This is a genomic window from Cyanobacteriota bacterium (assembly GCA_025054735.1).
Taxonomy (GTDB): domain Bacteria; phylum Cyanobacteriota; class Cyanobacteriia; order SKYG9; family SKYG9; genus SKYG9.
On sequence record JANWZG010000034.1, the window covers coordinates 1 to 15,188 of the forward strand.

At 48.1% G+C, this 15,188-nt stretch carries 11 protein-coding genes; 4 read left to right on the forward strand and 7 right to left on the reverse strand.

Annotated features, from left to right (window positions below):
* The coding region (gatA, locus tag NZ772_03065; GenBank protein MCS6812540.1) for an Asp-tRNA(Asn)/Glu-tRNA(Gln) amidotransferase subunit GatA at window positions 1-1,268 on the reverse strand (1,268 nt) is incomplete at its 3' end.
* Between the two features lie 103 nt (window positions 1,269-1,371).
* Complete coding sequence (locus tag NZ772_03070) at window positions 1,372-2,367, reverse strand: LysR family transcriptional regulator (GenBank protein ID MCS6812541.1); 996 nt, start codon at window positions 2,365-2,367, stop codon at window positions 1,372-1,374.
* Window positions 2,368-2,541: 174 nt separating this feature from the next.
* Here NZ772_03070 and NZ772_03075 point away from each other — a divergent pair, with 174 nt between their 5' ends.
* The 3 genes from NZ772_03075 (at window position 2,542) to NZ772_03085 (ending at window position 6,318) form a co-directional block, all read left to right on the forward strand.
* Window positions 2,542-3,552, forward strand: coding sequence for a hypothetical protein (locus tag NZ772_03075; protein ID MCS6812542.1), 1,011 nt, complete (start codon window positions 2,542-2,544; stop codon window positions 3,550-3,552).
* A 129-nt stretch (window positions 3,553-3,681) separates the two neighbouring features.
* A complete protein-coding gene (locus NZ772_03080) occupies window positions 3,682-4,167 on the forward strand; it encodes a 2Fe-2S iron-sulfur cluster-binding protein (GenBank protein ID MCS6812543.1) in 486 nt (161 codons plus the stop codon).
* Between the two features lie 42 nt (window positions 4,168-4,209).
* On the forward strand, window positions 4,210-6,318 hold the full coding sequence (locus NZ772_03085) for a hypothetical protein (protein ID MCS6812544.1): 2,109 nt from the start codon (window positions 4,210-4,212) through the stop codon (window positions 6,316-6,318).
* Here NZ772_03085 and NZ772_03090 read toward each other — a convergent pair.
* The 4 genes from NZ772_03090 to NZ772_03105 all read right to left on the reverse strand — a co-directional run bounded on the left by NZ772_03090 (window position 6,311) and on the right by NZ772_03105 (window position 11,539).
* Window positions 6,311-7,996, reverse strand: coding sequence for an NAD-binding protein (locus NZ772_03090; GenBank protein ID MCS6812545.1), 1,686 nt, complete (start codon window positions 7,994-7,996; stop codon window positions 6,311-6,313). The genes NZ772_03085 and NZ772_03090 overlap by 8 nt on opposite strands.
* A gap of 141 nt (window positions 7,997-8,137) precedes the next feature.
* Window positions 8,138-8,476, reverse strand: coding sequence for an STAS domain-containing protein (locus NZ772_03095; GenBank protein MCS6812546.1), 339 nt, complete (start codon window positions 8,474-8,476; stop codon window positions 8,138-8,140).
* Between the two features lie 548 nt (window positions 8,477-9,024).
* Complete coding sequence (locus NZ772_03100) at window positions 9,025-10,518, reverse strand: aminotransferase class I/II-fold pyridoxal phosphate-dependent enzyme (GenBank protein MCS6812547.1); 1,494 nt, start codon at window positions 10,516-10,518, stop codon at window positions 9,025-9,027.
* Window positions 10,519-10,528: 10 nt separating this feature from the next.
* Window positions 10,529-11,539 carry a tetratricopeptide repeat protein gene (locus NZ772_03105; GenBank protein MCS6812548.1) on the reverse strand — a complete coding sequence of 337 codons (1,011 nt, stop codon included), beginning with the start codon at window positions 11,537-11,539 and terminating at the stop codon, window positions 10,529-10,531.
* Window positions 11,540-12,064: 525 nt separating this feature from the next.
* Here NZ772_03105 and NZ772_03110 point away from each other — a divergent pair.
* Complete coding sequence (locus tag NZ772_03110) at window positions 12,065-13,516, forward strand: MFS transporter (protein MCS6812549.1); 1,452 nt, start codon at window positions 12,065-12,067, stop codon at window positions 13,514-13,516.
* A 215-nt stretch (window positions 13,517-13,731) separates the two neighbouring features.
* Here the strand turns inward: NZ772_03110 and NZ772_03115 are convergent.
* The coding region (locus NZ772_03115; protein MCS6812550.1) for a response regulator at window positions 13,732-15,188 on the reverse strand (1,457 nt) is incomplete at its 5' end.

Consider the following 15,188-nt stretch of genomic DNA (forward strand, 5'->3'; position numbering starts at 1 on the left):
GATAAATACATACTCAGCGGATCAGTCGTTTTTTCCCCAATCTTAAAGGCCGTAGTAGGAGAAGTCGGCGAAATCAGCACATCTACTTGCTCAAATGCACGTTCAAAGTCTTGCTTAATTAACGTCCGCACCTTTTGGGCCTTGAGATAATAGGCATCGTAGTACCCAGCCGACAATGCATAGGTTCCTAGCATGATGCGGCGCTTGACTTCGCTGCCAAATCCTTCAGCACGGCTGCGGGTATACATGGTAACTAAATCCTCCGCATCCTCTGCCCGATAGCCATACTTTACGCCATCATAACGGGCTAGGTTTGCCGAAGCCTCTGAACACGCAATAATGTAATAGGTGGGGAGTCCATAGTTAAAACTAGGACAGGACACAACCTGAATCTCAGCACCAAGGTCTTGCAGTTGCTCGATCGCAGTAGTCACCGCCTTTTCGACGCTTGGTGACAGTCCAGAGCCAAAGGTTTCTTTAATAACTCCAATACGACGATAGCTTTTAATCTTAAGGTCAGGACGCAGTGCCTTTTGGTAATCAGGCACAGGCACATTCAAGCTCGTGGAATCGTTAGGATCATAGCCTGCGATCGCCTGCAATAGAATCGCCGTATCTTCTACACTGCGACCAAAGGGGCCGATTTGATCTAGGGAAGAGGCATAGGCGACTAGCCCATAGCGAGACACTCGCCCATAGGTTGGCTTCATGCCCACCACTCCACAAAACGATGCTGGCAGACGGATAGATCCACCCGTATCTGAGCCGAGGGAAACAACACACTCACCCGCAGCCACAGCAGCAGCCGATCCACCAGACGAGCCACCGGGCACACGCTCTAAATCCCAAGGATTTGCTGTCACCTGATAGGCTGAAGTCTCAGTGGAACTACCCATAGCGAACTCATCCATATTGGCCTTGCCAACAATGACGGCACCCGCTGCCTTCAAGCGCTGAGTGACCGTGGATTCGTAGGGTGGTATAAAGTTCTGCAAAATGCGAGATCCACAGGTTGTCGGGATCCCTTGAGTACAGAGGTTATCTTTGACAACGATCGGGATTCCAGCTAACAACCCGACAGTTTGACCAGCAGCAATTTGAGTATCCACTCGCCGCGCTTGATCTAGCGCTTGTTCAGCCGTAACGTGCAGCAAGCTCCGCACTTTGGGTTCTACAGCTTCGATGCGATTTAGGTACTCTTGGGTAAGTTCAACCGCGGATCGCTCTTTATTAACCAACTGTTCATGCAACTCACGAATGGATGCCATGGGCTATCTCTCTGGAACTTATCTGGAAATTCAATAGTGGCTGGAAAGTGGCTGAGACTAGGTGCCATCTTAGCATCCATAGGATTCTGAAAGCATTGCACCTCTACTCTTCAATGCTAACTGTGACATTATGAGGTTCTACAGACTCTGGTGCAGCCTCTTTTTGGAATAAATCTGGATAGGTAGAAAATTTCGGCAAAATTTCTCGAATAAACGCCTCAGCCGCCTTGGATCGATAGCGGTTAGGGTTCAAAATTACAGATAGCGTGCGCTTTACTTCTACTCCTTCAATCTTAGCTCGGTGCATTACGTCCATTTGTAGTTCTTTTTCAATCGCAGAAATAGATACAAACGCTGCTCCTAAGCCAGCTTGCACTGCATTTTTAATTGCTTCGATGGAATTCAGTTCCATTTCTATCGATAGCTGTCTGGTTTCAATACCATGGCGAGACAACACTTGGTCAATCACCTTGCGAATCGTGGATTGTGAATCTAGGGCAATAAATTTTAAGCCGTATAGATCATCCTTCTTGATAAACTCTTGACTAGCTAAGGGGTGAAAAACTGGCATAATTAGTGCAAGTTCATCTTCAGAGTAGGGAATTATTTCTAAGGACTCTTGTAATTCCGAGGGAACTTCACCCCCAATAATCGCTAAATCAATCTGTCCATTGGCAACACTCCACGATGTGCGCCTTGTAGAATGAACTTGGAGTTGCACAGACACATCTGGATACCGCTGACGAAACAGCCCCATCATCCGGGGCAACAGATAGGTGCCCGTGGTTTGACTAGCACCGATGACTAATGTGCCACCCTGAAGATTTTGTAAATCTTCAATTGCTCGACATGTTTCTTGACAAAGGGTGAGGATTTTCTCTCCGTAGCTTAGTAACAGATGACCTGCTTCTGTGAGTTGGGCACGCCGCCCGCCGCGATCGAACAAGGGTACATCCAACTGCCGTTCCAAGTTTTGCACCTGTAAGCTGACTGCAGGTTGGGATACATACAAGCTATCAGCAGCTCGCTTAAAACTTCCCTCGGCAGCAATTGCTTTGAGGATGCGGAGTTGGTCTAAGGTAAAAGGAAGGTCAGACATAAGTGCTATGACTTCACAAGTGCTATGACTATAGAGAGAAAACTGGAATGACCAAACGCCTAATCACCATCCTCACAGGAGGTTGCTCTTACAACACGTTTTGACATAACTTGTAGCAATTGATTGACACTAAGTAAATAAATAATTTTGTAGTTCAATAATTTTTATTTCTCTATGAAACGGGAGGTCATCCAAAATTTTCTCAATCTGCCAGGAGTTGCGGGTGTTGCTCTGATTGACGATCGCTCCCGCCCCTGCTTTTTGGGCATTGACCGAACCCTCAACACTCAACAACGAGATGCGCTGGCCCAAGGAATTCGCCAAGTGCTATCAACGATTCCTCAAGATTTTGAGTCCCTTGAGTTTCAATTCACTAACCATCATCTTTACATCTATAAATTGAACCACAGCATTATTATGCTGGTGTTGGCCTATAGCACTCTAGATTACACCAACTACATCAAGGCGCTACACAGTCTCAAAAATGGCCTAGAAACAGATATTACTCAAGGAGTAGCTACGTTTCGGCTACTTGCAAGTGAAATTACCCTTTCTGGCCAACAATTTGCCCGCAAGCTTAGCAAAGAAGATGCACAGCAGACAGTCTCTAAGCCAACAGATGTGCTTAAAGCTGCTAATGAAGCAGGGTTGCCTACTAGTCGGTATCCTGCTACACCACTAGCATCTCTAATTGATCAGAAAAACCATCGGCGGCTACCAGAAGATACGGTATTGACTACTAGGTCAGTTGCTATGCCGTCTCAACCCGATCGCACCAAGGTGTCTAGTCCTAAGATGACACCCTCTACCGCAGAGATTGCAAACTATCCACCAGCTACACCATCTCTTGCCCAACCGACTCTAAAAGAATTTATAGCTGCTGTTAACATACTGAGCCACTTTACAACCAAGTATTTGGGTACCGCTGTGATTGCGAACTATTGGAAGACGTGTCGTCCTGATAATGACTGGTTAAAGCAATTCACAGTCGATTGGGCTGCTAAGATTACGATCACAGCAACATCAAACTGCGATGTTCATCAGCCGATTAATCCTGAACAGTTACAACTGCTGCGTATGTGGGTACATAGTTTTATAGAGCGTTGTACTGTAGTGATCCGTGATTATCCGCAGTTGCTGAGTCAGAGTACTTTAACTGATCGTCAACGATCCATACTTCTATAGATTTCAGGCTGTAAGCCTACAAGCTAGTATGCGAATATCCTGCTCTAGCTGGGCTTAGGTGCGTCATCCCTGAATGTTGCTCTCTGGCTCTTTTCTCCTAAACATCCACGCTATTAGCAAACTTAAACTATGGTTAAGATCGTTAAGCTTGAACCCATCGCCCAAGAAACTGAGGTTGAAACCAATGGCAGCTTGTTGTCTGTGCTGTTGAACAAAGAGTTAGATGTGTTGAAGGAATGTGGCGGGCGGGGCATGTGTGCTACCTGCCATGTTTATATCAAAGAAGGAATGCAGGCATTGTCGCCGATGAATCGTCGAGAACAACGCACCCTAGAGGTGATTACAACCTGTAAGGCAAATTCTCGGTTGGCATGTCAAGCCAGGGTCATGGCTAATGGGGTTGTAGTTGAACTGCCTGCGGGTATGTACGTTAACTCGTTGCAAGATATTGAGGCCCTAATTGGGCGTAGGGCTGAGCAAAATCTGTTGCACCCAGTTACAGGTCAAATTCTGGTGGAAGAGGGTAAGTTAATTACTCGCTCTGTGCTGAAGCAACTAGAAACCACACCTAGCTTTAAGGTAAGTGATTACTTTATCCAATCGTCAGATGTCTAAATAATCAGGCGATCATCAATAGATCAGCTAGATAAGCCGCCTATGTGGGTATTGTTGGTTGCTGTTACAGGTTTCGCTACGATCAGTACCTTTGCTGTGCTGCAACCAGAGCAATCAGGACGGTGGCGGCAAGCTTTTCTGAAGGCGGCGATCGTGCACGGTGTTGCGATTGTCCTAGTAACAGAGTTGCTGAGTGTGTGGCAAGCTCTGACGTTTTTGACAATAGCTGGGTTTTGGCTTGTGGGGGCGATCGTGGCTGGCTTTAGCCTTGTGCGAGTTAGCATCCGGCGATCTCAGCGTCAGGTAGGGAATCAGCTAAGGCACCAGAGGTGGCGACTAGCAGCCCAGTGGCAAGCAATGCCCTTATTAGAGCGCATTAGTGCAATAGGCATTGTTACCACACTACTCATTACCCTGTTGACAGCATTGGTCGCTGTGCCTAACAACTGGGATGCAATGGTTTACCACATGCCGCGCGTCATGCATTGGATCCAGAATCGCACTGTAGCCCATTACCCATCGGTTGAGGTGCGACAACTAGCCTTTATGCCAGGTGCAGGCTATGTGATTAGCCACTTGCAACTGTTAGCCGGGGGTGATCGGTTTGCCAATATGCCTCAGTGGTTTGCTTTTCTAGGTTGTGTATTGGGCACATCGTTAATCGCTGAGCAAGTTTCAGGTAAGCGCACAGCTTGGATAGCAGCCCTAGGATGTGCCAGTTTGCCGATGGCGGTGATGCAATCTACAACTCCCCAAACTGACTTATTTACTGCCTTTTGGCTATTGTGTTTGGCCTATTTTGTGCTAAGACCCTACCCAGGTCAGCCTCTTAGTTCTCCGAAACACCAGAGTATGGTTGGGCCTGCACAGGATGCAGCTTGGGTAGCAGCAGCACTCGGCTTGGGGATTGTGTCTAAACCAACTGCCTGGATATTTAGTATCCCCCTTGTTGGGATTTTTGGGTTACGACTGCTGTATCACGCATGGCGATCGCGTAATCCCCTGGTGGCGATTATCCAAGCTGGAATCACGACTGCGATTATCAGCTTAGTGAGTCTAGTGCCAGCGTTGCCTAGCTTTTGGCGCAATATTCAAACCTTTGGTTCTTTCACAGGGGGCAGTCACGGAACTACTAATGAACAGTTGGGGCTAGTTACACTGGTGTCTAACCTGTTGAAAAATCTCGCCTCGAATTTGCCCATTCCAGGGTTTTGGCACTGGATTGACAGCATTCATACCCATTGGTTGCAGGTGAGCTTAGATGACCAGAGATTTACCTTAGGACTTTCACCGCTGACTGCCCCGTTTTCTAGCCCAACGAAGGCCTTGTTTAAGGTAGTTGCTCCCCATGAGGATGTAGTGGGGTATCCAGTGCACTTGCTGTTGTTTGGCATGGCTGCGGTTGCTTTGGCGTGGCAATGGGGGCATCTGCTGAGGGAAAGATACAGGAACGATGAGCAATGGCTGCCCTCTAAGCCATGCTTTGATGTCATGATCGGCCAGTATCCCCACCTCATCACCCTGATAGGATTGAGCACTGTGGTTGTCATTAATTTTCTGTTGGTTTGCCTGCTGTTAAAGTGGCAACCCTGGATTAACCGCCTACTGTTGCCGATCGCTGTCCTTGCCATTCCAGTTATTGCCTATTATGTGGCCAGTTGGCAGGCACCATGGCGAACCCTGTTGGTGAGTGGGTTAAGTGCAATGGCAGTTATCTATGCACTCATGCCCATGCGTCATCCGTTGATTCCATTACCTGTCCCTTCATCGGAGCAATCTCCTTCAATTTTGACCTTGACTCGACAACAGATGTATTTCAGCGGTGCCCGCAAGGATTTAGCAGTACCCTATCAGCGTGCTGTTGATGCTGTTCAAACCATGGGCTGTACTCGCCTTGGTCTAGTGTTGGGCACCGAAGCTTGGGAATATCCTTTTTGGATTCTGCTGAAGGCAGCGCTAGCACAACCAATTCATATCCAGCACCTCAATGTGCAGAATCCATCCAAGTGGCTGATCCCTAAGGGAGAACCAGCATCTATTTGTGCAGTAGTGGCTATTGACACCACGATCGTGCCAGATCTACCAGGGATCGCCCTTCTACCTGTGCTAACTACGGATCATGTGACCGTGTATCGTGCTCATGTTAACTAATACCTATGCGAGAAGGCCGCGATCGCCACAGTTGTGCTAAGCGGTTAGCTGGCATTGTTAGATACAACGTGTCTCCAGGGCTAAGATCAGCATCCAGTAAATTCCAACCATGTACACTTTGGCTGGTCGTTTCAATGTATAGCGGCACAAAGTCTGCTTCCATGGCGGCTTCTTTCACCCGTTGCCCACAGAAAGGGTGATCTGGGGTGATTTGGGTAGACAGCGCTACCCACAAACTATCGGCGGTCATGCCATTACCTAAAATTTTGCCCCCTAGAGCTGCGGCAGCAAAGGCTGGTGCTGCTAACTCAGTTGGACTAAGGGCTGCGGTGAACTCAAACACACGTTGCACATTAGCAGCAAAGTTAGGATCTTGGTTGCGAACGACAACGGGTAAGCGAGGGACTAGCGCCCTAGCTGTGAGGGCAATTTCTACATTGACGGTATCATCGCTGGTAACTGCAATGAGAGCGATCGCGCTATGAATATTGGCAGCATTCAGGGTTTCAGGTACGCTAGCGTCTCCGTGGATAAGAGGCATCTTAAAAGCTTCCGCAGTTTGTAAAAATCGGTTGTTTGGATCTCGCTCAATCACCACCACCTCATATCCGTTAGCTTGCAACTGATGAGCCGTTTGAATGCCAATCCCTCCCAAGCCACAGACGATGAAGTGCCCACGATGGGGTATTCGTGCAGCGCTCCACAAGCGACTAAACCGTGTGCCCAAGACAAAATCATTCAGAAGGGCGTAGCAGATGCCTACAATCCCTGCGCCCACAATCATCATAATGACAGTAAAAAACTTTACAAACTGGGGAGCTTTTTCTGCTACTTCCTCCTTACCTCCAGCGCCCGTAATCATGCCAACAGAGAAATACAGCGCATCAGCCAGTTGGATTGTAGGGTTAACCCACACATATACAAATGTCGCCAGCAAAATGGTTAACAATAGCAGCAGGCTTACTGAAATCATAGAGCGACTGTGGTTAATGAACTGTCGAAAGCTGGCTAATACGCTAACCAAGCGCTGATCGATAGTTTTGCGCACAGTACGCACGCTGGGTTTTGTACCGATGATTAACCGATCGCCATCCTTGAGCTTGAGACCATACTCCACGGCTGAGACCAAATCCGTTTGACTGTCCATGGGCAAGTAGTAGATTAGCATTCGGGTAGGGTCATCCCATAGGTCACTGAGTTTGCGACCTTTCCAGGGGTGAGCGTCGGTGATACGTTCTTCTTGAATTGGCCAAGTTTGGTTAAAGAGACGCAATTGTCCGATCGCCCGACTCCCCATCGCTGCAAAGGCAAATACAGGAGCTGCCAGAGACGACACGCTCATAGATACGTGGTTAGGCAACATCTGGTCGAGCTTTTCACCCAGACTGTGGTTAAATAAGCGGTTAATAATCCGGATGGATGGATTCAAAATCAAAGCTTGGGTAACGATTGCCAGATTATTTGCATCGTTAGAGGTAGCTAGCACCAATGTATCGGCTTGACAAATCCCAGCTGCTAGCAGTGTATGCTCCGCTTGGGGATCACCGATAATTACATCGGGTTCCTGGGGGAGGGGACGATCGTGAATGCCTATCACATCAGCGCCCTGCTGTCGGAGGAGGCAAAAGATCCGGTAACCCGTATGGTCTAGACCAGAGACAATAATTCGTGGCTTCATAGGCGTGCGACTAGTGGTCAAGCTATCAATGCCTGATCAGCTATTCAGTGACGTTGACATTACAAACCACAATTCTCCGGTAGCCATACTAAGTTAACTGTAGCCCAGGGCACGATAGTTTGGCTAAGTAAGGAATACCTTTTAGTCTACAGAGTGACTAGTTTCTAACTGCGTAGCCGCCAAGAAGGAAGAAACTGTGTCGTAAACTTTAAATAGCTTGTAGGTATCAGTAATATCCAGCAATATTTTGGCTTGTCCAAGCACACCGCAGAGCACAATATCGCCGCCAATTTCTCTAAGGCGTTGCATAGCCCGCATCATGGCACTTAACCCTCGGCTGTCTACTAGAGCTGTGTCCCAAAGATCCACGACTATGGTGACTGGAGTGTTTGAGGTAACGGCATCGTCAACTAACGAGGCCAATTCATAACTAGACTCTGAGCTGAGAATGCGATTAGGACGAAATATTTGTACTCTCATTATTGAAGGTACTAGAATCGTTCAAGTGTGGACAGAATGATTGAATGATTGAGTAGTACATCTAAAAGAGCAGGCATCTACTCAACACCCTAGACTGAGATAGCTTGCTCTGTAGCATCTTGATGGCTAGCTACCATAGTTCAGTCCTAACTAGGAGCTGGAACATATAACTAACTGAGCCTTGACCTCTGAATGTGAGCTGCATCACCTGCTGCTAGACACAATTAGGCCAGGCACTAACTCAATTGCCTAAGTCGTACAGCAACCTTGGGAACCTCTAAGGGCAGCGTGGAGATTATTCAAAAACCCGGCAAGCCGTAATTAGAGGTAGAACGATACTGTGCACAGTCTAAAGGCTGGTAATCTCGCTACCTTCTCTTTGTAGATGGTTACAGATGGCAAGTAGGTGGCAAATGCACACTGACAACAACAAGTTGACCCAAAGGCTGAGTAAATAGCTGTACGTTTATTATCACCACAGTTTCTATTATTCTCAGGAGACAAAGTTTAAAGTTTTGGTGATTTTACGGATGACAGCTTCATAAACCTTAATGAATGATAGCGATCGTCTCCAGCCTGGAGTCTGCACAACCAGTTACATATCCTCCTGCTGTCAGAATTTGACGCAAGTAATCCACCATTGAGGCGGTAATGACTTCCCCAGGGATGACAGTTGGGATTCCTGGTGGGTACGGGCAAATCAATTCAGCACTCACTCGATCTATCGCTTCAGCAATGGGAACAGTTTTCCGGGGGGCAAAAAATGCCTCGCGGGGGGTAAGCACCAGGGTGTGATAGTTCGTGGGGAATGGGGAGACAGTAGTTGATGGCGTACAGAGCGCGGTAGACGGTAAGGGTTTAGAACCAGTGAGTCTCTGTAGCTGAGCAGACTTAACAAGTTGTTTGAGGCCACTGACAAGCCGCTGAATATCCCGATCGGTATTACCTAGACTGAGGATAAAAGTGAGATTTTGCAAGGCAGGAAGCTCGCAGATAACCCTGTGGGCCTGACGCAACCGATCATCGGCTTCAAAACCAGTCATCCCCAACTGAGCAACATTGACAGTTAAGCGAGTGGGATCCAAGGCCATGAAGGCAGGGCTAGGGTGACTGAGAGACAGGATGGAAAGATTAGACAATTGGGCAAGTTCAGTTCTAGCTAGGGAGGCTAACTGGAGTGTGGTTGTCATGAGATCCTTGCCGTGCAAGGCCATCTGTTGACGGGCGGCATCAAGGGAGCCTAGTAGGAGGTTGCTGGGGCTAGTAGACTGCACTAGGGCAAGGGCTTGGGAGAGGCGATCACTAGCTATCCGATCGCCCTGAGTATGTATCATTGCTGCCTGGGTAAAGGCAGATAGCACTTTATGGGTGGACTGAACAACAAGATCTGCACCTAAGGATAGGGCGCTGGGCGGTAAGTCAGGATGGAAGTGAAAATGGGCACCATGAGCTTCGTCCACCAACAGTGGCAATCCATGCTGGTGGGCAAGATTGGCGATCGTTCCTAAGTCACCACACACGCCCTCATAGGTGGGATACACCATTAGCACAGCGCGACTATCGGGATGTTGGGCTAGAGCCTGGGCAACCCCTTGGGGAGTAATGCTATACACTAAGTCCCAGCTAGGGTCGTACTCTGGTGTTACGAAGACTGGCACGGCTCCGGAGAGAATTAGCCCAACGATCGCTGAGCGATGGACATTACGAGGCAAAATCAACTGGTCACCGGGTGCACAGGTGGCAATGATGGCTGCAATTACTCCACTAGTGGAGCCGTTCACCAAAAACCAAGTACGATCAGCTCCAAAGGCATCGGCTGCTAGTGCTTGGGCATCAGCAATCGCACCTTGGGGCGCAAATAAGTTATCTAGTTCTGGCAGTTCCGGAATATCTGCTTGAAAGGCAGACTGGCCTACAATCTTGGCAAAAGCATCATGACTACCCTGTCCACGTTTGTGCCCTGGTGTGTAGAATGCAGCGTGATCATCTTGCATCAAGTGCTGGAGTGCATCTCCCAGGGGCATTGTCCTATGATCTACCATCGCTCTAAGCTCAGGAATATTCGGCAGCTTTGATAAAGTCACCAAGTGTCTGATAGGTCATCTTCAAGCTTGTACGCGATTGCTTTTCCATTTGGGCATCTTGTAACTTTCGTGCCAAGGCAAGACGTTTTTGGTAGACATCTAAGGCACCTGCATAGTCACCGATCGCCTCGTAAACCACACCTAGGTTAGATAGCGTTTGCTCCTCGGCACGGTGGTCTTCGTAGGCATGGGCTAGCACTAGACGATGCCGAAAATATTTGATGGCCTTGTCATACTGGCCTAGTGTTTGACAAGCACTGCCTAAATTGCGCAATATTTGGATTTCAGAGCGATAGTCACACTCTTGTTTAGCAATCTCCAACCGCTGCTCATAGTAGACAATAGCCGTTGCATAATCACCTAGACCGTAGTAGGCGTTGCCTAGATTTCTCAGAATTTGTCCCTGCACGCGAATATCACCTAACTCACGGGCTATTTCCAAACTTTGGCGTTCATACTCGATAGCTTCAGCGTGTTTACGCAGGGCTTTGTAGGCCAAGCCTAAGTTGTTCAGCGAGGCCATCTCAGATCGGCGATCGCCTAGTTCCCTTGCCACAATTAGGCTTTGATGAGCATACCTGATTGCATTTTCATGGTCATATAGGTGGCGATAGGCATTACCTAACGTGGCCAACGTCTGAACCTGTAGTCGCAAATTGCCTAAGGCAACGGCGATGTCCAGCCCTTGTTTTGCAAAACTAGCCGCAGCTTGGTAATTGCTAGCTCCGTAGTAGAAACTTCCTAGGTTAGCTAGAGCCTCTCCTTCACCCAAGCGATCGCCAGCTTCTTGATAGAAGCTTAGTGCTCTTGCTGCCAGTTGTTGGGCTATCTCTACATCACCAGCCTGAAACGCCTTAACGCTTTGATCTAGCAGACTATCTGCTTCAGCAACATGAGGGGTATCAGTGCGCTTAACCCTTGCATCCAACCAGTCCGGTTGGGGAACAGTTTCACGGTTACTTCTCGATAAATGCCCCATTGACCAAACTCCTTGTAGACAATAGCTACAACTTTCAGCAGCAGGCTATCTTTGCTAGTTCCCAACTGACCACTTGCCCTTGAAGGCTCCAGGCTCTAGACGGCCTTGACCAGCAACCCCTTCTCAGAGAGACAAAAGTTGCCAACCCGGTTAGATGTGTCATTAGCGCTTGGAGGATTGGCATTAACTCGTTCCAGCAGTCGTAAGAAGGTGCACCCAAGCAGCTTGTTCCATAAATCAGATGATCCTGGAACAGAATCTTGCGGGAACTTATTAACCTAAACTTTCCATCTCATAACTCGGGGTGAATCAGTTCACCTGCCAGCTAACTACTGCGAACCAAATGCTATCCAACGACATTACCGCGAGCAATTTACACTCAACCGATGACGAACATCATATGTTTGAGCTTAGCGGTTGTTTTTGGTCTCCCCTTCCGTAGTATTACCCAATTTATTCGCATTTTTTACAGTTTCTTCATCGTGATACTCTGAATAGAGCCTGCTGATTATCTTGAGCCTGCCTATGATGCCTGCAAATGACGGTGCTGACAGTCCAGCAATGCCTCAATCTGAAAAGTTGAGCTTTGCCACAAAACTTGCCTATGGGGCAGGCGATTTGGGTTCCGCGATGACCGCCAACGTGCTTGGTGTTTATCTCTTAATCTTTTTCACTAATGTTGCAGGCATCAAGCCCGCACTTGCAGGCAGCATTTTGCTAATTGGCAAGATTTGGGATGCGGTGAATGACCCAATCATAGGTGTCATGAGCGATCGCACTCAGAGTAAATGGGGGCGGCGCTTCCCTTGGATGCTCTACGGTAGCATTCCCTTTGGTGTGTTTTTCTGTTTGCAGTGGATTGTGCCTCGGTTTAGTGCTGATCCAGTGACAAATCAGTGGGCGCTGTTTTGGTACTTTGTAGTGATTGCAGTTTTGTTCAACACCGCCTACACGGCTGTCAACTTACCCTATACAGCGCTCACGCCAGAATTGACCCAAGACTATGATGAGCGCACTAGCCTAAACAGCTTCCGCTTCGCCTTTTCTATCAGTGGCAGCATCTTATCGTTGATCCTGGCGTTTGCTATTTTTGGCATAGTGAAAAACAACCCGCTACAGCAGTACTTTTTGTTGGGAGGGATTGTAGCAATCTTGTCAATTTTGCCAATCTATTGGTGTGTATGGGGAACATTCAAGCGCGTGATAGCAGCAGAGCAGCAGCGTATTGATGCGATCGTGGATGAAACAATCCCCTACTTAGAGCAACTCAAAATTGCCTTTAGTAATCGTCCGTTTCTGTATGTCATTGGCATCTATCTGTGCTCTTGGCTAGCGTTGCAAAACACAGTAACAGTGATTCCCTATTTCGTCAAAGACTGGATGAAGCTAGATGACCAAGCATTCACGTTGGTGATCATTGCTGTGCAAGTGCCAGCTTTAGCAATGCTGTTCGTATGGAGCGCAGTCAGTCGGCGGGTAGGTAAAACGGTGACCTACTTCATGGGTATGGGGTTGTGGATTTTAGCAGAAGTAGGTCTATTTTTGCTGCAACCTGGACAAACAGGGTTGATGTATGGGTTGGCAGTGTTAGCAGGGTTAGGAGTCTCCACAGCCTACTTAATCCCTTGGTCAATGATGCCTGATGTCATTGAACTGGATGAACTAAACACCGGGCAGCGCCGTGAAGGTATTTTCTACGGCTTTATGGTATTGCTGCAAAAGGTGGGATTAGCGATCGGCCTCTTCTTAGTAGGACAAGTTCTGCAAGCAGCGGGTTTTCAAGAGACTATCCCCGGACAGCCTGCACCTGTGCAGCCAGAGTCAGCCCTGTTGGCAATTCGGATCATGATCGGTCCTGCACCCACGCTCATCTTGACGATTGGTCTAGTACTGGCTTACTTCTATCCCATCACCCGTGAAGTCCACGCAGAGATCTTACTCAAACTGCAAGAGCGCAGACAGCGCCGAGTATCCTAGCCATGCTACGAACGTGGCTGACCAAGGCCAATACTACGAACTTGCAAGCGCCATGATGGGGTGCATCCTACTTGTGTAGCCCTTGCCCTAGATCCCTCTCCCAAGCAGGGAGAGGGACTGCCAATCTAGATCCCCTGTGCCCAACCCCCTGTTCGCGGGGGGGACAGGGAGAAGAGGGCTTAGTTGCGTAAGTGGGATGCACCCGCCATGATGTGCTACTGCTGTTGGAGCAACTGCACTTGTGTGAATAACGTATCCAACTCATCCACCAGAGTTTCCATGCCCTCCACTGAGCCGCGTTGTGCTTGGGACTCTAGTTTGTCAGCAATTTGAGAAATTCCTATGAGGCCAACATTGCTAGCAGAACCTTTGATTTGATGAGCGATATGCCGAACTTTTGCCAAATCTCGGTTGGCGATCGCCTCACGAGCTAGGCTGAGGTTAGGTTGGTTACCCTTGAGGAAAAGTTGCACTAGTTCGAGTGCAAACTCACGATCTCCTTCAGCAACCCGCTGTAAGTGTGGCCAATGGATCAACTCAGATGAAGGAACTGGTGGTACTGTATCAACAGTTACTGACGACTGAGACGTAGGGGATCTCCGGTTGTTGAGAATCCAGCGACTCCAATAATCTAGTTTCTCTGCTAAAGACTCCTTAAAGATAGGTTTGCTCAGGTAGTCGTCCATCCCTGCATCTAGACACTTGTCGCGATCGCCAGTGATTGCATGGGCTGTCATTGCAATTACTACAGTATGGTGAGCATTAGTAGGATCAGCCTGTTGTTCACGTTGTCGTAGCTGTTGCGTCGCACTGTAGCCATCTAATATCGGCATTTGACAATCCATCAGGACAATGTCGTATTGACGGTTTGCCATTGCATCCAGGGCTGCTTGACCGTTTTCTACCAAGTCACAGTCATACTTCAATCGCTTGAGCAACTTCAGAATAACCCTTTGATTGAGTGGTGTGTCTTCTACAACTAAAATTTTGATAGGTGCCTGTTGAGCAGCAGGCGATTTAGAGTCAGGTGAACTATGGTCGGTTTTTGGCCGCGGCATATCAGATACTAGCTCTGTTAATGATGAATCGGTATTGTGTAACGGTTCTGCGCTGACGGGCATCTCACTAGTTCTGTCTTCAGACAGACCAGTTTCAGACGTGCTGTCTTCAGACGTATGGGCATTAGAGCTTTTCCCTTGAGTAGTCGAGGGATCTTGTGGATTGGAGTCAGAAGCATTAGTCAATACTGCTTGTAAACACTTCGAAAGACGAGATTGTTTCAGCGGTTTCAGTACATAAGCCGAAAACCCAAGTTGATGGTACTGCTTGGGAATATCCCGTTGGTTAAGAGATGCCATCAGAACTGAGGGAGTGCCAGCTAGTTGCGGATCACTGGCAAGTTGACGGGGGAGTGTTGTGGCATCTGGAACTGCATTGTCAACAATTGCAAGGGTGTAGGGGCATTTCCACTGTTGGCCTTGGCGTAGAATCATCAGGGCATCAGGAACTGACGTAGCCCGATCAATTTGCAGTGACCATAGGGATGCATAGGTTTGCAGAACTTGATAGTTGATTGTTTTGGTATCAATTAACAAAATGCGTTGATTTGCCAAGGCGGTCGAGGAGGGCGAACTGACTCCAGATATGGTTGGATGGTGACAATTATCTACCT

Bases quoted from the DNA above. Each gene is read 5' to 3' on its own strand.
- NZ772_03070 (MCS6812541.1), bottom strand. From the start codon at position 2,367: ATGTCTGACCTTCCTTTTACCTTAGACCAACTCCGCATCCTCAAAGCA.
- NZ772_03075 (MCS6812542.1), top strand. From the start codon at position 2,542: ATGAAACGGGAGGTCATCCAAAATTTTCTCAATCTGCCAGGAGTTGCG.
- NZ772_03080 (MCS6812543.1), top strand. From the start codon at position 3,682: ATGGTTAAGATCGTTAAGCTTGAACCCATCGCCCAAGAAACTGAGGTT.
- NZ772_03085 (MCS6812544.1), top strand. From the start codon at position 4,210: ATGTGGGTATTGTTGGTTGCTGTTACAGGTTTCGCTACGATCAGTACC.
- NZ772_03090 (MCS6812545.1), bottom strand. From the start codon at position 7,996: ATGAAGCCACGAATTATTGTCTCTGGTCTAGACCATACGGGTTACCGG.
- NZ772_03095 (MCS6812546.1), bottom strand. From the start codon at position 8,476: ATGAGAGTACAAATATTTCGTCCTAATCGCATTCTCAGCTCAGAGTCT.
- NZ772_03100 (MCS6812547.1), bottom strand. From the start codon at position 10,518: ATGGTAGATCATAGGACAATGCCCCTGGGAGATGCACTCCAGCACTTG.
- NZ772_03105 (MCS6812548.1), bottom strand. From the start codon at position 11,539: ATGGGGCATTTATCGAGAAGTAACCGTGAAACTGTTCCCCAACCGGAC.
- NZ772_03110 (MCS6812549.1), top strand. From the start codon at position 12,065: ATGATGCCTGCAAATGACGGTGCTGACAGTCCAGCAATGCCTCAATCT.